A 20,904-nucleotide genomic window follows, 5' to 3' on the forward strand; every position below is an offset into this window, starting at 1 on the left:
GGCTCCTCCACGGTTGCCGGGCATCCCGATCCTGGCACGCGGGCGGTCACATCCGTTCGAAACCACGGCGCAGCTCCCAGTCGGTGACCGCGGCGTCGTACGCCGCCAGTTCCACTCGCGCCATGTTCGCGTAGTGCGCGACGACCTCGTCGCCGAACGCGACCCGCGCCACCCCGCCGGTGGTCCACAGTTCCGTCGCCTCGCGCAGTGTGCCCGGCACCCGCGGTGCGGTCGCGTCGTGGTACGCGTTGCCCACGAACTCCGGCTCCAGTTCCAGCTCGTTGTCGAGCCCGTGCAGCGCTCCGGCGATCAGCGCCGCGACCGCCAGGTGCGGGTTCACGTCGCCGCCGGGCACCCGGTTCTCCACCCGCATACCCTGGCCGTGTCCGGCCATGCGCAGCGCGCAGGTCCGGTTGTCGACGCCCCAGCGCAGCGCGGTGGGTGCGAACGAGCCGGGCTGATACCGCTTGTACGAGTTGACGTTCGGCGCAAACAGCAGGCTGAACTCGCGCATCGTGGCGAGCAGCCCGGCCAGCACCCGCTGCCCGGTGACGCTCAGGTGGCCCGGACCGTCACCCAGCAGCGCCGATCGCCCGTCCGCGTCGCGCAACGAGAAATGGATGTGGCACGAGTTGCCCTCGCGGGCGTTGGGCTTGGCCATGAACGTCAGGGCCATGCCCTCCTGGGCGGCGATCTCCTTGGCCCCGTTCTTGTAGACCGCGTGGTGATCGGCGCAGCACAGCGCGTCGGCGTACCGGAACGCGATCTCGTGCTGGCCCAGGTTGCACTCGCCCTTGGCGCTCTCCGGGGTCAGGCCGGCGCCGTACATCTCGTTGCGGATGCGGCGCAGCAGCGGCTCGACCCGGGCCGTGCCGAGCAGCGAATAGTCCACGTTGTACTGGTTGGCGGGGGTGAGGTCGCGGTACCCACGAGTGAACGCCTGCTCGTACGTGTCCCGGTACAGGATGAACTCCAGCTCGGTGCCCGCGTACGCGCTCAGCCCGTGCGCGGCCAGCCGGTCGAGCTGGCGGCGCAGGATCTGCCGTGGTGACGCGGCGACCGGTTCCCCGCCGGTGGTCTCCAGGTCGGCGAGCACCAGCACGGTGCCCGGGTGCCACGGGATCCGGCGCAGCGTGGTCAGGTCGGGCCGCAGCACGAAGTCGCCGTAACCGGTGTCCCAGGACGACATCGCGTACCCGTCGACCGTGTTCATGTCGACGTCCACGGCGAGCAGGTAGTTGCACCCCTCGCTGCCCCCGGACAGCACCTCGTCCAGGAAGTACCGGGCGTGCAGCCGCTTGCCCTGTAACCGGCCCTGCATGTCGACCAGGGCCAGCAGCACGGTGTCGAGGCTGCCGTTGTCGACACCGACGCGGAGTTCCTCCAGGTCCATTCAGACGCTCCTTGCGCACACGGGGGCCGGGACCGGGTGCCGGGCGGTGGCCCGGCACCCATCCTCCGATCAGATCACTCGGCGGGGGTGGTCTGCTCGTCGTGCACCGCGTTTTCGCGCAGGTTCGGGCGCGGTCCGGTGAACCATGTGCGGGCACTCACGAACCACCACACGGTCGCCAGCCCCAGCACGACGGCCACGGCCACGATCGTGTAGTTGAAGTTCGCCACGGTGATCGGCCCCGCGATCGGCAACACGAACAGCACGCAGATCACCGCGACCCAGACGATCGCGATCCAGCCTACGACCGCACTCCACTTGCCGAGCTGCCACGGCCCCGGCACGAACTCCGGGTTGCGGCGGCGCAGGAAGACCGGCCCGACGTACGCGATGTACAGCCCGATCACCGCGATCGACGTGGCGGCCGCGTACGCGGTGGTGTTCCACAGCGACGGCAGCACCAGCAGGGCCGAGATGGCCACGCACAGCCAGATGGAGTTGGTCGGGGTGCCGGTACGCGGGTTGACCCGTTTCCACAGCCCGGATCCGGGCAGTGCGCCGTCGCGGGCGAACGCGTACGCCATCCGGGAGTTCGCGGTCACCGACGCCATGCCGCAGAAGAACTGCGCCACCACGCAGATGAACAGCAGGAACGTGCCCACGTTGTGGCCCACCGCGTCGATGAAGATCTGCGCGGGCGGCAGCATCAGTGGCGTGTGGAGCTCCGCGTGGTAGTCCTGGATCGACCAGGTGATCGCGAACAGCAGCACGAAACCCGCGATCACGGAGACGACGACCGACATCACGATGCCGCGGGGCGCGGCCCGGGCCGCGTCGTGGGTCTCCTCGGCGACGTGCGCGCTGGCGTCGTACCCGGTGTACGTGTACTGGGCCATGAGCAGGCCGAGCAGCACCGCGTACACGCTCGCCCCGGCGAACGTGAATCCGGTGGCGTCCTTGACCTCGAGGAACACCTCCGAGATCGGCTTGTGGCTGTCCGGCAGCGCGGTCAGCGTCCCGACGATGACGGCGACGCCGATCAGGTGCCACCACGCGCTGACGTCGGAGAGCACCCGTACCAGGCTCACCCCGAACGTGTTGAGCAGCCCGTGGGCCAGGATGATCACCGCGAAGATGCCGAACGTCCGGCCCGCGGTGACCTGCATGTCCAGCGTCAGGCTCAGGAACGCCGCCGTGGTGATCGCGGCACCGAAGTCGATGGCCGCGGTGACCGCCACCTCGCCGAGGAAGTTGAACCAGCCGATGAACCACGCCCACGCGGCCTTGTTGCGCTTGGCCAGTGCGGCGGCCCACCAGTAGAGGGCGCCCGCGGTCGGGTACGCCGAGCACACCTCCGCCATCGCGAGGGCCACGAACGTGACCATGCCGCCGACGAACAGCCAGCCGAGCGTGATGGCCGCCGGCCCGCCGGCGGTCATGGCGATGCCGTACGAGGTGATCGCACCGGCCAGGATGGAGATGATCGAGAACGAGACGGCGAAGTTGGAGAAGCCGGACAACCTTCGGTGCAGTTCCTGCTGGTAGCCGAGTTGGGCCAGGCGTTCTTCGTCGGTACCGGGGACGGGTTCAGTGCTCATGTGACTCCCTCAGCCGGGGTGACTGTGATCCGGGTCACTGCCTGCGGGAGATGATCGCGCCACCGTGTCACGCGCGTCAATGAGCAGGGTTAATTGCGTTGCTGCGGGCTGCGCGCCGCCCGCACACTCGACGTCGACGCGCGAGCCCTCGGCAGGACTCGCGAAACCCGGTGGGCCGGCACGGGCCCACCGCTCCGCGGTGGCGCGGGGCGCGGTCACCTCTCTCTCGACACAGCGTCGATGCTGTGCATCTGCGCCCGCCCCGCGCCGCCGCCCCCAGCCCGTTCGAGCGCGGCGCCCGAAAATCTACAGCGGCGACACTAGAAATCACCCTGTGCCGGTCATAAAATCCGAGAGTCGGCGACGCACCGCCGGCACGCAACTGGCACAGATCTTCAGTTGGAGAAGGAGGACGAGATACCGCAGCGACGCGAAATCGAACCGTCCCCGACCCGACAAGAGGTGATCGCAGCCGATGCCCATCACGCAGGCCGTCCGCTAGCGGCACGCAGGCGGACGACCGATTCTGCCGACGACGGTCGGCAACAGAATTGAACAGCCAGGGCCCCGGTTACCCGCCGGGGCCCTGGATTGTGCGCGGGATGATCTCCGGCGCCGGGGAGGAAGCATGACGACCACCGACACCGCGTTCGACGACGCCGACGTCCCCGCGTACACGATGGGCCGGGCCGCCGCGATGATCGGGGTGACGCCCGCGTTCCTGCGCAGCCTCGGCGTGGCCGGGCTGATCGAGCCGGAACGCTCGATCGGCGGTCACCGCCGCTACTCCCGGCACCAGCTGCAGCTCGCCGGGCGGGTCCGCCAGCTGCTCGACGAGGGCATCCTGCTCGCCGCCGCCTGCCGGATCGTGACCCTGGAGGACCGGCTGGCCGCCGCGCACCGGCGGATCATCGAGCTGGGCGGCACGCTGACCGACGGCGACGACGCCGACCTGCCCACCCAGACCCGCCGGGACATCGCCACCCCGACGTACTACCGCGCGACCTGAGCGGGCTCAGGTCGCCCGCTGCACGATCGCGAGCAGCGCCTGCTCGACCTCCTCGACGGGCCGCTCCGGGGAGAACACCAGCCAGTCCACCGCCACCACCAGCCCCACGCCGAACAGCGCCGACGACGCGACCCGCACGTCCAGCTCGGCGCGCAGGTCACCGGAGTCCACTCCGGCCTGCATCGTCTCGGCTATCACGCTGATCGCCTGCTCGCGCAGCAGCAACAAGGTCTGCTGCCACTCCCGGTTGCTGCGCCACATCTCCGACAGCAGCAACTGGGCGAACGACTGGTACCGGCGGATGAACTCCAGCTGCGCACGGACCAGGGCGCCCACCGCCTCGCGCGGCGGCAGCCCCGCCACCGCCGCGCGGAACTCGTCGGTCAGCTGGCCGATGCCGTGCCGCAGCAGCTCCTCGAACAGCGCGGTCTTCGAGGCGAAGTTGTAGTACACCGTGCCCTTGGCCACCTTGGCGCGCAGCGCGATGTCGTCCACGGTGGTGGCGGAGAAACCCTGCTCGGCGATCAACTCCACGGCCGCGTCGAACAGGCGCTGCTTGGTGTCCTCCCGGCGCCTGGTTCGCCCGTCCGCGACATGTGCCTCGGTCATGTTCCCTTAGATCACCAGCTCCGGATGCAGCACCGACGGGGTGAGCCGCCGGGAACGGTGGGCCACGCCCACGGTCAGGGCGAGCGACCCGATGCCATAGGCGAGCAACGCGAGCACGCCCACCGTCACCGTACCCGTGGGGCCACCGTCGATGGTGTGCCGGAGGGCCTGCACGACATAGGTCATCGGCAGCAGAGGATGCACCGCCTGGAAGAAGCCCGGCGTGGTCTGCACCGGGTACGTGCCACCCGACGAGGTGAGCTGCACCATCAGCAGCGCCAGCGCCATGATCCGGCCGGCCGAGCGCAGCGCCGCACCGAGCAGCTGCATGACCGCGGCGAACGCGGCGGCGGTGAGCATGAGCAGGCCCAGGGTGGTCGCGGGGTTCTCGGGCGACAGGCCCAGCCCGAGCGTGACCACGGTGAACAGGATGGTCGCCTGGGCCAGCCCGACGCCCACCCCGGGCAGCAGTCCGGCCAGCGCCACCCGGTACGCGGGCGCCCCGGACATCACGTACCGCCGGTTGAGCGGCTTCAGCACCATGTAGCTGATCATGGCGCCGACCCACAGCGCGAGCGTCAGGAAGTACGGCGCGAAGCCCACGCCGTACGTGCTGGCGGCGTGCCGTACGTTGCGGTTCAGCGCCACCGGGTCGCCCAGCATGTCGGCGCGTTCCGTGGTGTTCTTGCCGAACCCGGGGATCTGCTCGGCCCCGTCGGCCAGGCCGTTGGCGAGCTTGGCGGCGCCGCCCTGGATCTGGCCGATCCCCGTGGTGAGCTGCCACTGCCCCGAGCCGATCTTGCCGAGGCCCGAGTCCAGGGCCCGGGCCCCGGTGGCGAGCTTGAAGATGCCGCCCCGCAGGTCGCTGGCGCCCGAGGCCGCCGCCGCAGTGCCGTCACTCAGCTTCTTGTTCCCGGTCGCGATGTCGTTGAGGGCGGTGGCGAACTTGTTGACCTGATCCCGGGCCTTGGCGGCGTCGTCGGCCAGGTGCGGCGCGGCGGCGGCCAGCTTGCGGGCGTCCGCCGAGACCACGTGCAACCGCTTGGCCAGCGCGTCCAAATCGAGCGAGTTAACGAGCTGCTGCACCTGCTTGGCGGTCGCCACGAGCTGGCCGGCCGTGGCCCGCGCGTCGCCGATGCCCGGGGTCTCGTCCGGCAGGCCGTTCAGGAACCGCTGGATCTCCTCCGCGCGGTTCACCGCGTCCGCGGCGGCCGTGTCGAGCTGGTGCACGTTGGCGGCCAGTACGTCGGCGCCCTTGCCGACCTGGGTGGCGGCCTCCTGGATGAGGTCGGCGTTGTCGCGCAGCACCGGCTCGATCTTGTCCACGGCGGCATTCGCGACCGCGGAGAGCTGCCGTCCTACGGCGGCGGTCTGCTGCGTGGCGTCGGCCAGTTGGGCGGCGCCCGCGTGGAGCGCGACGAGTCCGTCGGCGAGCGCGTCCGCGCCGTTCGCCGCGGTGCCGAGTTTGCCGGCGATCTGCCCCGCCCCGTTCTGCGCGGTGTTGATCTTTCCGGCGATGGTGGACGCGCCGGACTTGGCGTCGCCGAGCTTGTCCTCGATGGTCGCCGCGCCGTCGGCCGCCTTCTGCGTCTCCTGCTTGAGGTCGGTGAAGCCGATCAGCATCTTGTCGAAGTAGCCGCTGGCGGACTTCTTCGCCGCCGCGGTCCGCACCTCCTCGAACGCGGTACGCGAGAAGACGCCGGACAGGTAGTTCGTGGCGTCGTCGCTGACCACCCGCAGTTCGGCGGCGCGTGGTGCCTGCTTCGGCTCGGGGTTGACGACGAGGTTCGCCGAGAAGTCACGCGGGATGCGCAGCATCATGTGGTACTTGCCGCTGCGCAGGCCGTCCTCGGCGCCCTTCTCGTCGGTGACGTGCCAGTCGAAGACCTCCCGCTTGATCAGCTCGTCGGCCAGGTCCTGTCCCGCGTGGACCTTGGTGCCGTCACTCGCGGTCGCGGTCTGGTCCTCCACCACCATGGCGGCGGGAACGTGGTTCAGCCGGCCGTACGGGTCCCAGAACGCGTACAGGTAGAGCGCGCCGTACAGCAGCGGGATCACGGCCATCACGACGACCGCAACGGCGGTCAGCTTCCCGCGCAGCAGTTTCAGCAGTTCGTAGCCGGCCAGCTTCAGGGCGGACACGCCTCTCATCGCTTCCCTCCGTCGTCGAACCGCTCGCCCTGCTCGTCGTCCGTTGTCTCATCGCGCCGGGCACGCGCCGCAGCACCCGCCCCCACCAGCAACTCCGCCGTTTCCAGCGTCTCGTCGGGCGCCGCGGGCGTGAGCTGCGCGGCCTCGGCGGGCCGCCGGGCCGGAGTCGGCGCGGCGTGCGCGACGGGTGCCGGCGGGCTGCTCAGCCGCACGACTGTCGTCACCCGCTCCGGGTCCACGTCGCGGGCGGTCACCAGGATCACGACACCGCCGGCGGCGATCCTCGTGAGGATCCCCCAGAGGTCTTCCTGCTCGTCGGGGTCCAGCCCTTCGTCGATGGCGTCGAGCGCGATCACCGCAGGGTCGGCCAGGCGCGCGAGCACCACACCCAGGACCTGCTCCTGGTACGGGCTGAGTTCCCACCCCTGCAGCTTCGGGTCCAGCCCGTACAGGCCGCCGGAGATCACCGCCTCGGCGCTGCGGGTCGAACGTCCGAGCAGCGCCAGCCGCTCGCGCACGTGGTCGGCGACGGTCAGCAGCTTTTCCGGCTGTTCCACAGTGGGCACGTGGCCCAGTGCCGCCCGGCCGACGATGTGCACCTTGCCCGCGGAGAGCTTGAACCGTTCCGTCAGGGCGAGCAGGGCGGTCGTGCGCCCACTGCCGGCGTGCCCCACGATGGCGACGAGGTCACCGGGCCCGGCCGTGAGGTCCACGTCACGGAAGATCCAGCGGCGGCGATGGCGTACGCCCACCCCGGTCGCGACGAGCAACGGCATGACAACTCCCTGTTTGCACTGACTGGTCAGTTCAAAAAGATACCGACCGCCGCCGTGAATGCCAGTCACCGTGGGCGAGCTCACCGGACATCGACGGATTCCTTACCCGTCCGCAGTGGAGCCGACACGCCGCGTCCACATCCCGGTTACCGACAGCCGCGCCCCGTCGCCGCCGTGTCGGCCACGGGGCGCGCAGCGTTCTGTGTCCCAGGTCGCTTGTCCGGGCCCGGGGACAACCGGCAAGATCGGGACATGTCGACTCGCTGGGGTATGACCGTTCCGCTGGCGGGGGTGCCGCTCGCCGACCACGCGGCCGTCTACGCGGCTCTCACCGATGCCGGGTTCACCGACCTGTGGTCGTCCGAGGTCGCGGGTGCCGACGCGTTCACCCCGCTCACACTGGCCGCGGCGTGGCAGCCCCGGGCGCGGCTCGGCACGGCGATCGCGCCGGTGTTCACCCGCGGCCCCGGGCTGCTGGCGATGACCGCCGCGGCCCTGGCGGAGGCGGCACCGGGCCGGTTCCAGCTCGGCATCGGCGCGTCCTCGCCGGTGGTGGCGGGCGACTGGAACGCCGCCGACTTCTCCCGCCCGTACGCCCGCAGCCGCGACATGCTGCGTTTCCTGCGCTCCGCCCTGGCCGGCGAGCTCGTGGACCAGGCGTACGACACGTTCACGGTGCGCCGGTTCCGGCTGGAACGGCCACCCGCCACCCCGCCGCAGATCCTGCTCGCCGCGCTGCGGCCGGGCATGCTGCACCTGGCCGCCGCCGAGGCCGACGGCGTGATCCTCAACTGGCTGGCGGCCACCGACGTGCCGAAGGCCCTGGCCGAGGTGCAACCCGCCCGCCCGGACTTCGACGTGGTCGCCCGCATCTTCGTGTGCCCCACGGCCGACACCGGGTACGCCCGCGCCGTCGCCCGCCGCATGATCGCGGCCTACCTCACCGTCCCCGCGTACGCGGAGTTCCACCGCTGGCTGGGCCGTACCGCGGACCTCACGCCGATGTGGACGGCCTGGGCGGCGGGCGACCGCCGCGGCGCACTGGCCGCGATCCCGGACGCGGTCGTCGACGCGCTCATCGTGCACGGCGAGCCGGAACAGTGCCGCGCGCACGTCGCGGCGTACGCCCAGGCCGGGGTGACCGTTCCCGTGATGGCCCTGCTGCCCACGCCTGAGCTGGAGGCCGACCCCCGCACGCTGGCGAAGCTTCTCCCCCGCCTGGCCCCCTGAGCCCGGCCGGCACCGTCAGAACAGGACGGTGGCGAACGTGCCGGCGGCCTGGAAACCGCAGCGGGCGTACACCCGGCGGGCGGGACGGTTGTAGTCGTTGACGTACAGGCTGACCGTCGGCGCGACCCGGCGCAGGGCGTCACGCACCACCGCCGCCACGGCGGGCACCGCGAGCCCGTGCCCCCGGAACTCCGGGTCCACCCACACCCCCTGCACCTGGGCGGTGCGGCGGGTCACGATCGCCAGCTCGGCCTTGAAGATCACCCGCTCGCCGACGAACCGGGCATAGGCGCGCCCGGCCCGGACCAGCTCCGCGATCCGTCGCCGGTAGCCGCGGCCACCGTCGTCGAGCAGCGGCGACACGCCGACCTCCTCGGTGTACATGGCGACGGCCGCCGGGAACAGCCGGTCGACCTCGTCGGGCCGGACGAGCCGGACCTCGGGGTCGGGTGGCGCCGGCGGTGTCGACACGGCGACCAGGAGCGGCTGATTCGACCGGACGTCGCGCGCCTGCCCCCACTGGCCACCGAGGCGGTCCCACAGCCCCAGCACGGCGTCGGCCCGGCCGATGATCGAGGAGCAGATGCGCGGCTCGGCGCCGAGCAGGTCGGCGAACGCGGGCACGGCCTGGGGCGTGAGGCACACCGGCACGAGGTGCGCACCTGACCAGCACAGCGACTCGACCTCGCGGCCGGGGCCGTACCCGTAGATCCGGCCGTCGGCGCGCCACCAGCTCAGGCCGTGCGCAGCCACGCGCTCGGCGATCTGGGCACCGGCGTACGGGTCCCGGTCGAGGATGCGCTCGACCGTGTAGCGCTCGGACTCACCGAGTTGGCGGATCGGCACCGTCAGCACGGATATCAGACTGCCAGATGACGCTGCGGATACGTGCCCCGTCCCGGGCCCCGAAGGAAAACCTTGCCGCCGATCGGTTGCCGATATATCGTCTGTGTATCGCCAACTGATCGGAGATAGTCATGCGACAGCAGTTCCATCACCACTTCCATGAGGCCCGGATGCGCGGCGGCTTCGGTTTCCCCCCAGGGTTCCCGTTCGGCGGGGGCCACGGCGGCCCACACGGGCACGGCCGGGGCGGGAGGCGCGGCAGCCGCCCCAACGTCAGACCGGCCGTCCTCGCGCTGCTCCTGGAACGGCCCATGCACGGGTACGAGATGATCCAGGAGCTGGAAAGCCGCACCAACGGCATCTGGCGCCCCAGCCCGGGCTCGGTCTACCCCACCCTGCAGATGCTGGAGGACGAAGGCCTCATCGAGGCCGAGGCCACCGGCGGGCGCAAGCGCTACACGCTCACCGACGCGGGCCGCCCCGAGGCGGAAGCCGCCGCGCAGAACCCGCCGTGGGCGCAGTTCGGCGCGGACACCATGTCCCAGGTGCAGGACTTCCGCGACGCGGCGTTCGGCATCATGGACGCGCTGCGCCAGGTCGGCTTCAACGGCACCCCGGAGCAGCGCGACCGCGCCCTCGAGGTGCTCACCGAGACCAAGCGCAAGCTGTACGCGATCCTCGCCGACAGCGAGTGAGAAAACGGGAAAGGGGCACACCGGCCGGTGTGCCCCTTTCCCGTACGAACGAAATCAGTGCACCGTGACCGACGGTCCGGGCAGCAGCTCACGCAGCTCGTCCGGCAGCTCCGCGCCCATCTCGTCGGCCAGCCGCAGCGCCTCCTCGACCAGCGTCTCGACGATGACCGACTCGGGCACGGTCTTGATGACCTGGCCCTTGACGAAGATCTGTCCCTTGCCGTTGCCGGACGCGACCCCGAGGTCCGCCTCGCGCGCCTCGCCGGGGCCGTTGACGACGCAGCCCATGACGGCCACCCGCAGCGGCACGGGCAGGCCCTCCAGCGCGGCGGTGACCTGCTCGGCCAGCGTGTACACGTCGACCTGGGCGCGACCGCACGACGGGCAGGAGACGATCTCCAGACCGCGCTCGCGCAGCCCCAGCGACTCCAGGATCGCGTTGCCGACCTTGATCTCCTCGACCGGCGGGGCGGACAGCGACACCCGGATCGTGTCGCCGATACCGTCGGCCAGCAGCGCCCCGAACGCCACCGCCGACTTGACCGTGCCCTGGAACGCCGGGCCCGCCTCGGTCACCCCGAGGTGCAGCGGGTAGTCGCACTGCTCGGCGAGCTGCCGGTACGCCCGGATCATGACGACCGGGTCGTTGTGCTTCACCGAGATCTTGATGTCGCGGAATCCGTGCTCCTCGAACAGCGAGCACTCCCACAGCGCCGACTCGACCAGCGCCTCGGCGGTCGGCTTGCCGTACTTCTCCAGCAACCGCTTGTCCAGTGAGCCCGCGTTGACGCCGATCCGGATCGGCACCCCCGCATCGGAGGCCGCCTTCGCGATCTCCTTGACCTTGTCGTCGAACTGCCGGATGTTGCCCGGGTTGACCCGCACCGCGGCGCAGCCCGCGTCGATCGCGGCGAACACGTACTTCGGCTGGAAGTGGATGTCCGCGATCACCGGGATCTGCGACTTCTTCGCGATGGCGGGCAGCGCCTCGACGTCGTCCTGGGACGGCACCGCGACCCGGACGATCTGGCAGCCGGACGCGGTCAGCTCCGCGATCTGCTGCAGCGTGGCGTTGACGTCCGAGGTGAGGGTGGTGGTCATCGACTGCACGCTGACCGGCGCACCCCCGCCCACGGCGACCGAGCCCACCATGATCTGGCGGCTCTGGCGGCGGGGGGCAAGCGGCGGCGGAGGCACGGCCGGCATGCCGAGACTTACTGCGGTCATCTGGTTGCTCACCTGAAGATCGAGATCGGGTTGATGATGTCGGCGGTGACGGTCAGCAGCGTGAACGCACCACCGATGAGGATGACCGCGTACGTCACGGGCATGAGCTTGTAGTAGTCGACCCGGCCCGGGTCGGGCTTGCGCAGTTTGGCGAACAGCCAGGAGCGGGCCCGCTCGTACCAGGCGATGGCGATGTGGCCGCCGTCCAGCGGCAGCAGCGGCAGCAGGTTGAAGATGCCGATGAAGACGTTCAGCGAAATGAAGATCATCAGGAAGTACTGCGGCACACCGGCCTCGATCGCCTCGCCGCCCAGCCGGCTCGCGCCGACCACGCTGATCGGGGTCTCCGGGTCCCGCTGCGAGCCGGTGATCGAGTGCCACAGCGCGGGCACCTTCTCCGGGATCTTCTTGAACGCCGTGAACGTGCCCTCGACCATCTGCCAGCCGAACTGGCCGGTGGCCTTCACACCGTCGATCGGCCCGTACGTGACCAGCGCGGGCTGGTCCGTGGTCCAGCTGATACCGGCGACCGCGACCTGCGACACCGCGCCCTGCGGGTTGTCCAGCGGCGGACGCTGCGCCTGCACGAGGGCGACCGTGGCGGTGCCCGCCACCCCGTCGCGGGTGTACGCGAACACGGTCGGACCGGGCTTCGACGCCCGGATCACGTCGGTGAGCTCGCCGTAGTTGGCGATCGGCTTGTCGCCCACCTTGGTGACCACGTCACCGGTCTTCAGGCCCGCCGCGGAGGCGGGGCCGGCCAGCGCACCGTTCTTGCCGACGACGCACGGCTGCTCGGACAGGTTCACCTGGATGCAGGAGCCGACCTGGATCATCGCGGCCTGGGCACGCTGCTCGGCGGCGTTCGCCGGCAGGTGCAGATCCGGGTTGGGCAGGCCGACGAAGACCGCCGCGAACCACAGCGCCACCAGCGCCAGCATGAAGTGGGTGATCGACCCGGCGGACATGACGATCGTGCGCTTCCACACCGGGAACCGCCACATGGCGCGCGGCTGGTCCTCGGGCTCGACGTCGTCGTCCTGCGGGGTCATCCCGACGATCTTGCAGAAGCCGCCGAGCGGGATGGCCTTGAGGCCGTACTCCGTCTCGCCGCGGTGGAAGGAGAAGATTGTCGGGCCGAAGCCCACGAAGTACTTCGTGACCTTCATCCCGAAGCGCTTCGCGGTGATCATGTGCCCGAGCTCGTGCAGGCTCACCGAGATCAGGATGGCCAGCGCGAACGCCGCCACCCCCAGCCAGTACAGCATCAGGCTCCTTCTGTCCCGGTCGCGATCAGCCGCCGTGCCTGGGCACGCGCCCAGGCTTCCGCCTCAAGCACATCATCGACGGTACCCGGTTGCGCATAAGCGGGCGCCGCCGTGAGAACCGCCTCGAGTGTCTCGACGATGCCCAGGAACGGTAGCCGACCGGCCACGAATGCGGCCACACACTCCTCGTTCGCGGCGTTGTAGATCGCCGGCCGGCAGTGGCCCGCCCGCCCGGCCTGCTTGGCCAGCCGTACCGCCGGGAACGCCTCGTCGTCCAGCGGCCGCAGCTCCCAGTTGTGGGCGAGGGTCCAGTCCACCGCGGGCGCCGCGTCCGCCACCCGGTCGGGCCAGGCCAGGGCGAGCGCGATCGGCAGACGCATGTCGGGCGGGCTGGCCTGGGCCAGGGTCGAGCCGTCGGTGAACTCGACCAGCGAGTGCAGCACCGACTGGGGGTGCACCACGACCTCGATGTCGTCGTATGGCACGTCGAACAGCTCGTGCGCCTCGATCACCTCCAGGCCCTTGTTGACCATGGTGGCGGAGTTGATCGTGACGACCGGGCCCATGTCCCACGTCGGGTGCTTGAGCGCCTCCTCCGGGGTGACGTTCTCCAGCTCGGCGCGCCGCCGGTCCCGGAACGCTCCCCCGCTCGCGGTCAGGACCAGCCGCCGCACCTCGCGGCGCTCGCCGCCGCGCAGGCACTGCGCCAGCGCGGAGTGCTCGGAATCCACCGGCACGATCTGCCCCGGCCGCGTCACCGCGGCCTTGACCAGGGGGCCGCCGGCCACCAGCGACTCCTTGTTGGCCAGCGCGAGGGTACGCCCGCAGCGCAGCGCCGCCAGGGTCGGCGCGAGCCCGAGGCTGCCCACCACCCCGTTGAGGACCACGTCGCACGGCCATTGGGCGAGCTCGGTCATCGCGTCCGGCCCCGCCACGATCTTCGGGATCCGGAAGTCGCCGGTCGCGTACCCGTGCCGTTGTGCCTGAGCGTAGAACGCGAGCTGCAGGTCCTGGACGGCGCTGGCCCGCGCCACCCCCACCACCTCGACGCCCAGCTCCAGCGCCTGGGTGGCGAGCAGCTCGACGTTGCCTCCGGCCGCGCCGAGCGCGACCACACGGAACCGGTCGGGGTTGCGTCGCACGATGTCGATGGCCTGGGTGCCGATCGACCCGGTGGAGCCGAGCAGGACGAGGTCGCGCATGGCTCCATCTTCGCCGACGCCCGCACGGGCGCGCCGTTCAGGCGGCCCCGCCAGGCTCAGCGGACCGCCGCGACCCCGCCGGACCGGGTCGTGGACGAGCCGGACTCGGGCGGGTCCACGTCGCCGGTCTCCGGCTGCGCAGTGCGGGGCGTCTCGTGAATGCCGTACCGGGCGTACAGGCGGCCCAGCGGGCCGGGGGCCCACCAGTTCCACCGGCCCAGCAGGCGCATCGTGGCCGGGACCAGCAGCGCGCGCACCAGGGTCGCGTCCACGATGATCGCCACGATCATGCCCACACCGATGGTCTTGATGACGGTCACGCCGCCCGTGGCGAAGCCCGCGACCACCACGATCAGCAGCAGCGCCGCGGCCGTGATGATCCGGCCCGTGTGCTGCAGGCCGGTGGCGACCGCCGTGGTGTTGTCGCCGGTGGCGTCCCAGTTCTCGCGGACCCGGGAGAGCAGGAAGACCTCGTAGTCCGTGGCCAGGCCGAACAGCACGGCCAGCACCAGGATGAGGTTGCTCGGCTCGATGTAGCCGGTGGACTCGAAGTGCAGCAGGTTCTCGAAATGACCCTCCTGGAAGATCCAGACGACCACGCCGAACGAGGCGCCGATGGACACCACGTTCATCAGCACCGCCTTGACCGGCAGCAGCACCGAGCCGAACGCGAAGAACAGCAGCACCATCGTGGCCACCGCCATGATCAGCGCCATCCAGGGCAGCCGGTGGCTGAGGCTGTTCAGCAGGTCGAGGTCGATCGCGGGACGCCCACCGACCAGCACGGTGGATCCGGGCGGGGGCGGCAGGTCGCGGATGGCCGCGGCGACGTCGCGCGCCTGGGCTGTCGTCGGCATCGCGGAGTACCCCACGGTGATCAGCGACGCGGTGCCCCTGGTTGCGGTGACCTGAGCCCCGGTGACGCCGGGCAGCCCCGCGATGGCCGTCGCGAACGACCCCGCCGGGGCACCCGTGACCAGCACCTCGATCGGGTTCTGCGCGCCGCCCGGGAAGTCGGTCCGGATCGTCTCGGAGACCACCCGGGCCGCGGTGTCGGCGGGCAGTACCCGCTCGTCGAACCCGCCGAACTGCACCCGGGTGAACGGCAGCGCGAACGCCACCAGCACGGCCAGCACCCCGACCGCGTACAGCACGGGACGGCGCATGACGCTGTGTGCCACCCGGGCCCACGCGGAGCTGCCCGCCGCGGGCGCGGCGCCACGCTGCCGGGGGACGGCACCGGAGCGGCCGCGGCGCAGCCGCGGCATCGGCACCCGCAGCATGTCGATGCGGTGCCCGAGCAGCGACAGCACGGCCGGCAGCACGGTCAGCGCGGCCAGCATCGCGATGAGCACGGCGGCCATGCCACCGATGGCCATGCCACCGAGGAACGGTTGCGGGAAGATCAGCAGGCTGGACAGGGCCAGCACGATCGTGAGCCCGGAGACCACGACCGTACGGCCGGCGGTGGCCACCGTGGCCCGGATGGCGGCCGGCACGTCCCGCCCGTTCGCCAGCTCCTCACGGAACCGGCTCACGACGAACAGCGAGTAGTCCACGGCCATGCCCAGGCCCAGCAGGGTGATCACGTTGATCGCGAAGACCGAGATCTCGGTGAAGTAGGTCAGCGTCCGCACCGCCACGAACGCCCCGAGGATCGCGATCCCGCCGATCACCAGCGGCGACAGCGCCGCGATCAGCCCGCGGAACACGAGGATCAGCAACACCAGCAGTACGGGCAGGGAGAACAGCTCGGCGCGGGTCAGGTCTTCCTTGGTCTGCGCGTTGGCCTGCGCCCCGAACGCGGCGAGCCCGCCCGCCTTCGTGGTCAGCCCCGCAGCGTTCAGTTCCGGCTCGATGGCCTGGTACTCGGCGAGCTTGGCGTCCTCGGACCCGTCGGCGAGCTGCACGGCCGCGTACGTCGCGTGCCGGTCATTGCTGACCAGGCCCGGCGCCTTCGCGTCCAGATAGCTGGTGACGCCCGCCACCTCGGTCCGGGCCCGCAGCGCCGCCACCCGGGCGGTGACCGCTGACCGGAATGCCGGATCGTCCACGGTTGCGGTGTCGCTCGACCAGAGGACCAGCACGTCGGGGTCGTGCCGGCCGATCTGCGCGGCGATAGCCTTGGCCGCACGGTTGCTCTCGCTGTGCGGGTCGGCGTAGCCGCCGCCGGTCAGCGCACCGAAGACACCGGCACCCCACGTCGCACCGGTCACCACCAACGCGAGGGCGGCGGCGATCACCCACCAGCGCACCCGGACGACGGTGCGTCCCCACCAGCCGAACATCGTCGTCCTCCCCCGGCTCCGCGGTTACAGTCGCGGCAGTCATGGACCAATCAGTGAACGCTGTTTACTCTGGCAAACACCGTTCACTCACGTCAATGGAGAGCACTATGACGACGACCACGCCCGGCCGGCGCGAGCGGCTGCGCGCGGAGACCGTCGCCGAGATCAAAGAAACCGCCCGCCGCCACCTCGTCGCCGGCGGCGCCGCCAGCATCTCCCTGCGGGCCATCGCCCGTGACATGGGCCTGACCGCACCCGCGATCTACCGCTACTTCGCCAATCTCGACGCCCTGATCCTGGACATCGTCACCGACCTCTTCGAGGAGCTGCGCACCGCCGTCGAACAGACCGCCGTCGCGCACGCCGAGGCCGACCCGGTCGCCCGGCTCGGACACATGGCCCGCGGCTTCCGCCGTTGGTCGCTCGCACACCCCGCCGAGTTCACCCTCATGTTCGGCAGCCCCGTCCCCGGCATCACCCAGATCGGCGAGGCATGCAGCCCGGTCAACGATGCCGGCGCACGATTCGGCGAGATCTTCTTCACCGTCCTGGCCGAGATCTGGGGGCCCCGGCCCGCCCACGAGCCGCCGCCCGGGCTGCCCGAACCCGCGCTGCGTGACCTGTTCCAGCCGTACCTGGAGCTGTTCGGGGACCGCTTTCCACTCCCGCTGGTCTACCAGTTCATGGCCGCCTGGACCCGCCTGTACGGAATCGTCGCCATGGAGGTATTCGGGCAGTTGCAATGGGCGATGACCGACGTGGAGCCGCTGTTCGAGCTGGAATTGGCTCGTACGCTGGAGCGCATCACGCGCTAGGCTCGGCCCCCATGACCCCTCAGACGTCCGCCGCGCTGCCCGACCGGGCCGACGTGGTGATCATCGGTGCCGGCCACAACGGACTGGTCTCGGCCGTCCTGCTGGCCCGGGCCGGCCTCGACGTGGTCGTCCTGGAGGCGGACCAGACCCTCGGCGGCGCCACCCGCACCGAGTACCCGTTCCCCCGGGTGCCCGGCCTCGGCCAGTCCACCGGGTCGTACCTGCTGGGTCTCATGCCGCCCGAGCTGCTGCGCACACTCGACATCGACATCCCGGTGCTGCGCCGCGACCCGCACTACTTCCTGCCCACCCCGGGCGGGCCCGGCTCGCCGTACCTGCTGTTCGGGTCGGACCGCGAGGCCACCCGCGCGCAGATGCAGCGGTTCTTCTCCCCGCGTGACATCGCCGCCGACGAGGCGCTGCAGGTCGAGATCGCCGCGCTGCGCGCCGACCTGGCCCCGGCCTGGCTGGAGGAGCCCGAGTCGGTCGAGCAGATCGCCGACCGGCACATCCGGCCGCAGCTGCAGTCGACGTTCATCGACCTGGTCCGCGGCTCGGTCGCCGACTACCTTTCCCGGTTCGGCTTCAAGAGCGAACTGCTGGTCAGCATGTACGCCGTCACCGACGGACTCTCCGGCCTCAACGCGGGCCCCGACGACCCCGGCACCGGCCACAACTTCCTCGTACACAACATGTGCCGCCTGCCCGGCGCGGACGGCACCTGGATGATCGCCCAGGGCGGGATGGGCACGGTGTCCGGGGCGTTCGCGAACGCCGCCCGCGCCGCCGGAGCCCGGATCGTCACCGGCACCCCGGTCTCCGCGGTGACCGTCGAGGGCGGCGCCGCCAGCGGCGTGGTCCTGGCCGACGGCCGGGAGATCGGCGCCCGGGTCGTGCTGGGCTCTTGCGACCCGTACCGGCTGATGTCGCTGGTGCCCGACGGCGCGCTGCCCAAGGACCTCACCACCCGGATGAACGCGGTCAAGCGGACGGGTACGACGCTCAAGGTCAACCTGGCGCTCACCGACCTGCCCCGGTTCTCCTGCCTGCCCGACGGGGCGGCGTCACCGTTCGGCTCGACGATCCACCTGCTGCCCGGCTCCGCGGGGCTGGCGGGCCTGGCCGAGACGGACTCCCCGATGGCCGCGCTGCGCGCGATGTGGGCCGACGTGCAGGCCGGGAAACTGCCCGAGGAGCCCACGATCGAGTGGTACCTGCACACCACGGTCGACCAGTCGCTGCGTGACGCGGGCGGGCACCACTCGTCGGCCCTGTTCGTGCAGTCGGTGCCGTACGCGCTCGACGGCACCACCTGGGAGGCCGAGCTGCCCGGTTTCGTCGAGAGGCTGCTGGCGATCTGCGACCGATACGCGCCCGGCACGTCCGCGCTGGTCGCGGACACGATGCCGCTCACCCCGGCCGGGATCGAGCAGCACTTCGGCATCACCGGCGGGCACATCCACCACGTCGACAACACGGTCGCCTTCGACGCCCGGATGCCGTACGCAACCGGCCTCGACGGCCTGTACGCAGGCTCCGCGGGCACTCACCCGGCGGGCAGCGTCATCGGCGCCGCCGGCCACAACGTCGCCCGGCGCATCCTCACCGACCTGGGGATCTGAGCCACGCACAGACTGGCAGGGACGGGCGCCCCAGCGCCCGTCCCGGTCTCGGCGGGCGACGGTCTGTACCGCCCACCCAGCTACGACAAATGCCCTTCAGGAAGTCGTCTTAGTCGCCCGGATGGCATGGCCCACGCTGGTGAGGCAACGCCCGCTGGGCAGGTCGAACTTCCAGCCGTGCAGCTGGCAGGTGAGCACGTTGCCGTCCACGATGCCGAAGCGGCTCAGGTCCGCCTTCAGGTGCGGGCAGCGGCGCTGCACCGTCCAGTCACCGAGCACGGTGTCCTCGGCCTCCACGGTCTTCTCGTGCTCGTCGTACCAGCCCTCGGCGTACTGCAGGCGCTCCTCGGACAGGCACTTGAAGAACGCGTACACGAACTCGTTGTACTGGCCGATCCGGGCGGCCGAGAAGCGGCACGACAGGAACAGCGAGTTCACCCAGTCGCCCTCGTCGATGAAGATCAGGTGCTCGATCAGCTCCCGCTGGGTACGGAACCGGTAGCGCACCTTCTCGTCCGCGTACGCCCGGACCTGCTTGCCCGGGAAGTCCACCACGATCGACTCGACCGACTCGCCGTCGTAGCTGACCAGGTCGAAACGCACCGGGCCGCCGACCCCCTTGGCCAGGTAGATCGACTCGTCGAGCAGCGGCTCGATCCGCTTCTTCAGCTCGCCCAGCACGTCGATCTCGGGGTGCCGCCAGGACGCCTTCTCCGCGGCGATCACCGGCGCCTTGCGCGTACGCATCTCCTCCAGATGGGTCTGCTTGTCCGCGAAGAACTCGTCCACGTCGGTGGGGTGGGTCGTCGCCGCGCTGTCCGCGGTCAGCTCGGTGACGCTGCCCGGTAGCAGCACGACGCCGTTGGTGCCGCCGACCTTCGCGTACTCGCGCAGGAAGACGCCCTGGTCGGGGAAGATGTTGCCCTCGTCGCCGAAGATGTCGTTGAACTGCCACAGCTCGTCGTCCAGGAAGCACGGCGGGCCGGCGATCGGGAAGACGTACGAAGCCTTGAGGTCGTCGATGTAACGCCACGTCCGGTCGAACTGGCGGTCCCGCTTCTGCTTGCCGAACGCCCGCTTGGCGGACTCGGGCAGCTCATACACCATCGGGTACCAGATGGCCCCGGAGAACTGCAGCATGTGCGCGTGCACGTGGCCCAGCTCGGCGAAGACGGACAGGTCCGTGGGACGGGCGTCGTTCTGGTTCAGCACCCGGATGCCGTCGTGCTCCACCCACAGCGACGAGTCGCCGATCGGGCCGTCGGTGGGGCTGATCAGGGCCTGGATCATCACCTTGAGGCCGCCGTCGAGCTCGTGGACCTCGTTCGACCGGGTCTTCAGGAAGCTGGTGAAGCCGAGATCACGCAGCTCGTCCTCGAGCTGGCTGGTCGGGTACTCCGGCAGCAGCACGGTCGCCTTCTTGCTGACGAACCGCTTCAGGTGTGCGGCGTCGAAGTGGTCGCGGTGCAGGTGCGAGACGTACAGGTAGTCGACCTGGCCCAGGGCCTCCCAGTCGAGCTGCGAGTTGTCCGGGAACGGGAACCACGACGCGAAGTAGGCGGGATTGACCCACGGGTCGCACAGAATGCTGCCCGCGGCCGTGTCGATCCGCATGCTCGCGTGTCCGGTGCCCGTGATCCGCACGTCCTGCTCCCTTGCCCATCAAGTCCGACCTTGCCGGTGAGTCCGGCCTTGCCTGCGAGTCCGGCCTCGTCCGCGAGTCGGGCCTCGTCCGTGAATCCGACCGGAACGACGGTACCGGGTCCGGGCTGCCGGGTCGCGCCCGGAGCCGTGAGCCCGGGTTGCCCGGGAAGGCCCGCGGGCGTCGTGCGAAACTGGCGGCGAGACGTGATCGCTGGAATGCAGGAGGACCGAACGGTGGCAGAAGAGCCGGTTTACGCGCCCGACCAGCTCAAGCCGGGTAACCGCAAGTTGGCCCGGATCGGCGCCCTGGGTACTGCGGTGTTGCTGGTGGTGATGTCGTTCTGGGGCAACCACGAGGGCAACACGGAGAACGTCTGGCTCGTCGTCATCGCGCTGATGCTGGTCGGGGCGGTGGTGGTCGACTCGGTGCTGCGCCGCAACGGCCTCAAGCCCAACGACCAGTAGCCCGCACGCGCCGAAGGGCCCGCTCGCGTCGCGAGCGGGCCCTTCGCATGATCGTCTCGGGTCTCG

The 20,904-nt window shown here is 70.7% G+C and carries 17 protein-coding genes; 6 read left to right on the forward strand and 11 right to left on the reverse strand.

Features of this window, described 5'->3' with window-relative positions; genetic code table 11:
- Positions 1-46 precede the first annotated feature (46 nt).
- Both ACMCNK_RS14400 and ACMCNK_RS14405 read right to left on the reverse strand, forming a co-directional pair.
- A complete protein-coding gene (locus ACMCNK_RS14400) occupies positions 47-1,393 on the reverse strand; it encodes a glutamine synthetase family protein (protein ID WP_412736919.1) in 1,347 nt (448 codons plus the stop codon).
- 74 nt (positions 1,394-1,467) lie between these two features.
- Positions 1,468-2,991 carry an amino acid permease gene (locus ACMCNK_RS14405; RefSeq protein WP_412736920.1) on the reverse strand — a complete coding sequence of 508 codons (1,524 nt, stop codon included), beginning with the start codon at positions 2,989-2,991 and terminating at the stop codon, positions 1,468-1,470.
- Positions 2,992-3,619: 628 nt separating this feature from the next.
- On the opposite strand from ACMCNK_RS14405, the gene ACMCNK_RS14410 reads away from it, so the two are divergent.
- On the forward strand, positions 3,620-4,000 hold the full coding sequence (locus ACMCNK_RS14410) for a MerR family transcriptional regulator (RefSeq protein WP_412736921.1): 381 nt from the start codon (positions 3,620-3,622) through the stop codon (positions 3,998-4,000).
- 6 nt (positions 4,001-4,006) lie between these two features.
- On the opposite strand, the gene ACMCNK_RS14415 is transcribed toward ACMCNK_RS14410, so the two are convergent.
- The 3 genes from ACMCNK_RS14415 to ACMCNK_RS14425 are packed head-to-tail and all read right to left on the reverse strand — an operon-like array spanning position 4,007 to position 7,536.
- Positions 4,007-4,609, reverse strand: a complete 603-nt coding sequence (locus ACMCNK_RS14415; RefSeq protein WP_412736922.1) for a TetR/AcrR family transcriptional regulator — start codon at positions 4,607-4,609, stop codon at positions 4,007-4,009.
- A gap of 6 nt (positions 4,610-4,615) precedes the next feature.
- The gene (locus tag ACMCNK_RS14420; RefSeq protein WP_412736923.1) at positions 4,616-6,760 is read right to left on the reverse strand and encodes a YhgE/Pip family protein; all 2,145 of its coding nucleotides are present in this window, start codon (positions 6,758-6,760) and stop codon (positions 4,616-4,618) included.
- Positions 6,757-7,536 carry an ATP-binding cassette domain-containing protein gene (locus ACMCNK_RS14425; RefSeq protein WP_412736924.1) on the reverse strand — a complete coding sequence of 260 codons (780 nt, stop codon included), beginning with the start codon at positions 7,534-7,536 and terminating at the stop codon, positions 6,757-6,759. Before ACMCNK_RS14425 ends, ACMCNK_RS14420 begins: the two co-directional genes overlap by 4 nt.
- Before the next feature lie 270 nt (positions 7,537-7,806).
- Between ACMCNK_RS14425 and ACMCNK_RS14430 the strand changes: the two genes are divergently transcribed.
- Positions 7,807-8,766 carry an LLM class F420-dependent oxidoreductase gene (locus ACMCNK_RS14430; protein WP_412740855.1) on the forward strand — a complete coding sequence of 320 codons (960 nt, stop codon included), beginning with the start codon at positions 7,807-7,809 and terminating at the stop codon, positions 8,764-8,766.
- 15 nt (positions 8,767-8,781) lie between these two features.
- Here ACMCNK_RS14430 and ACMCNK_RS14435 read toward each other — a convergent pair whose 3' ends face one another.
- Positions 8,782-9,621 (reverse strand): GNAT family N-acetyltransferase, encoded by an 840-nt coding sequence (locus ACMCNK_RS14435; RefSeq protein WP_412736925.1) that lies wholly within the window; start codon positions 9,619-9,621, stop codon positions 8,782-8,784.
- Positions 9,622-9,743: 122 nt separating this feature from the next.
- On the opposite strand from ACMCNK_RS14435, the gene ACMCNK_RS14440 reads away from it, so the two are divergent.
- Entirely contained in the window at positions 9,744-10,307 is a 564-nt protein-coding gene (locus ACMCNK_RS14440) for a PadR family transcriptional regulator (RefSeq protein WP_412736926.1), read from the forward strand.
- Between the two features lie 54 nt (positions 10,308-10,361).
- Here ACMCNK_RS14440 and ispG read toward each other — a convergent pair whose 3' ends face one another.
- The 4 genes from ispG to ACMCNK_RS14460 are packed head-to-tail and all read right to left on the reverse strand — an operon-like array spanning position 10,362 to position 16,292.
- Complete coding sequence (ispG, locus tag ACMCNK_RS14445; RefSeq protein ID WP_412736927.1) at positions 10,362-11,534, reverse strand: flavodoxin-dependent (E)-4-hydroxy-3-methylbut-2-enyl-diphosphate synthase; 1,173 nt, start codon at positions 11,532-11,534, stop codon at positions 10,362-10,364.
- An 8-nt stretch (positions 11,535-11,542) separates the two neighbouring features.
- A complete protein-coding gene (locus ACMCNK_RS14450; RefSeq protein WP_412736928.1) occupies positions 11,543-12,802 on the reverse strand; it encodes a M50 family metallopeptidase in 1,260 nt (419 codons plus the stop codon).
- Complete coding sequence (gene dxr, locus ACMCNK_RS14455) at positions 12,802-14,004, reverse strand: 1-deoxy-D-xylulose-5-phosphate reductoisomerase (RefSeq protein WP_412736929.1); 1,203 nt, start codon at positions 14,002-14,004, stop codon at positions 12,802-12,804. Before dxr ends, ACMCNK_RS14450 begins: the two co-directional genes overlap by 1 nt.
- A 56-nt stretch (positions 14,005-14,060) precedes the next feature.
- Positions 14,061-16,292 carry an MMPL family transporter gene (locus ACMCNK_RS14460; protein WP_412736930.1) on the reverse strand — a complete coding sequence of 744 codons (2,232 nt, stop codon included), beginning with the start codon at positions 16,290-16,292 and terminating at the stop codon, positions 14,061-14,063.
- A gap of 107 nt (positions 16,293-16,399) precedes the next feature.
- Between ACMCNK_RS14460 and ACMCNK_RS14465 the strand changes: the two genes are divergently transcribed.
- Together ACMCNK_RS14465 and ACMCNK_RS14470 are read left to right on the forward strand one after the other, a co-directional pair.
- A complete protein-coding gene (locus ACMCNK_RS14465; RefSeq protein WP_412736931.1) occupies positions 16,400-17,107 on the forward strand; it encodes a TetR/AcrR family transcriptional regulator in 708 nt (235 codons plus the stop codon).
- Between the two features lie 11 nt (positions 17,108-17,118).
- Positions 17,119-18,729, forward strand: a complete 1,611-nt coding sequence (locus ACMCNK_RS14470) for a phytoene desaturase family protein (protein WP_412736932.1) — start codon at positions 17,119-17,121, stop codon at positions 18,727-18,729.
- Between the two features lie 96 nt (positions 18,730-18,825).
- Here the strand turns inward: ACMCNK_RS14470 and ACMCNK_RS14475 are convergent, their stop codons facing one another.
- The gene (locus ACMCNK_RS14475; RefSeq protein ID WP_412740856.1) at positions 18,826-20,367 is read right to left on the reverse strand and encodes a Rieske 2Fe-2S domain-containing protein; all 1,542 of its coding nucleotides are present in this window, start codon (positions 20,365-20,367) and stop codon (positions 18,826-18,828) included.
- Positions 20,368-20,589: 222 nt separating this feature from the next.
- Between ACMCNK_RS14475 and ACMCNK_RS14480 the strand changes: the two genes are divergently transcribed.
- On the forward strand, positions 20,590-20,838 hold the full coding sequence (locus tag ACMCNK_RS14480) for a DUF2631 domain-containing protein (protein ID WP_412736933.1): 249 nt from the start codon (positions 20,590-20,592) through the stop codon (positions 20,836-20,838).
- The last annotated feature ends 66 nt before the right edge of the window (positions 20,839-20,904 follow it).

The sequence above is a fragment of the Krasilnikovia sp. MM14-A1259 genome, from assembly GCF_047159535.1.
Classification (GTDB): domain Bacteria; phylum Actinomycetota; class Actinomycetes; order Mycobacteriales; family Micromonosporaceae; genus Actinoplanes.

Coding starts and splice junctions, on each gene's coding strand:
- ACMCNK_RS14400 (WP_412736919.1), bottom strand. CDS start 1,393: ATGGACCTGGAGGAACTCCGCGTCGGTGTCGACAACGGCAGCCTCGAC.
- ACMCNK_RS14405 (WP_412736920.1), bottom strand. CDS start 2,991: ATGAGCACTGAACCCGTCCCCGGTACCGACGAAGAACGCCTGGCCCAA.
- ACMCNK_RS14410 (WP_412736921.1), top strand. CDS start 3,620: ATGACGACCACCGACACCGCGTTCGACGACGCCGACGTCCCCGCGTAC.
- ACMCNK_RS14415 (WP_412736922.1), bottom strand. CDS start 4,609: ATGACCGAGGCACATGTCGCGGACGGGCGAACCAGGCGCCGGGAGGAC.
- ACMCNK_RS14420 (WP_412736923.1), bottom strand. CDS start 6,760: ATGAGAGGCGTGTCCGCCCTGAAGCTGGCCGGCTACGAACTGCTGAAA.
- ACMCNK_RS14425 (WP_412736924.1), bottom strand. CDS start 7,536: ATGCCGTTGCTCGTCGCGACCGGGGTGGGCGTACGCCATCGCCGCCGC.
- ACMCNK_RS14430 (WP_412740855.1), top strand. CDS start 7,807: ATGACCGTTCCGCTGGCGGGGGTGCCGCTCGCCGACCACGCGGCCGTC.
- ACMCNK_RS14440 (WP_412736926.1), top strand. CDS start 9,744: ATGCGACAGCAGTTCCATCACCACTTCCATGAGGCCCGGATGCGCGGC.
- ispG (WP_412736927.1), bottom strand. CDS start 11,534: ATGACCGCAGTAAGTCTCGGCATGCCGGCCGTGCCTCCGCCGCCGCTT.
- ACMCNK_RS14450 (WP_412736928.1), bottom strand. CDS start 12,802: ATGCTGTACTGGCTGGGGGTGGCGGCGTTCGCGCTGGCCATCCTGATC.
- dxr (WP_412736929.1), bottom strand. CDS start 14,004: ATGCGCGACCTCGTCCTGCTCGGCTCCACCGGGTCGATCGGCACCCAG.
- ACMCNK_RS14460 (WP_412736930.1), bottom strand. CDS start 16,292: ATGTTCGGCTGGTGGGGACGCACCGTCGTCCGGGTGCGCTGGTGGGTG.
- ACMCNK_RS14465 (WP_412736931.1), top strand. CDS start 16,400: ATGACGACGACCACGCCCGGCCGGCGCGAGCGGCTGCGCGCGGAGACC.
- ACMCNK_RS14470 (WP_412736932.1), top strand. CDS start 17,119: ATGACCCCTCAGACGTCCGCCGCGCTGCCCGACCGGGCCGACGTGGTG.
- ACMCNK_RS14480 (WP_412736933.1), top strand. CDS start 20,590: ATGCAGGAGGACCGAACGGTGGCAGAAGAGCCGGTTTACGCGCCCGAC.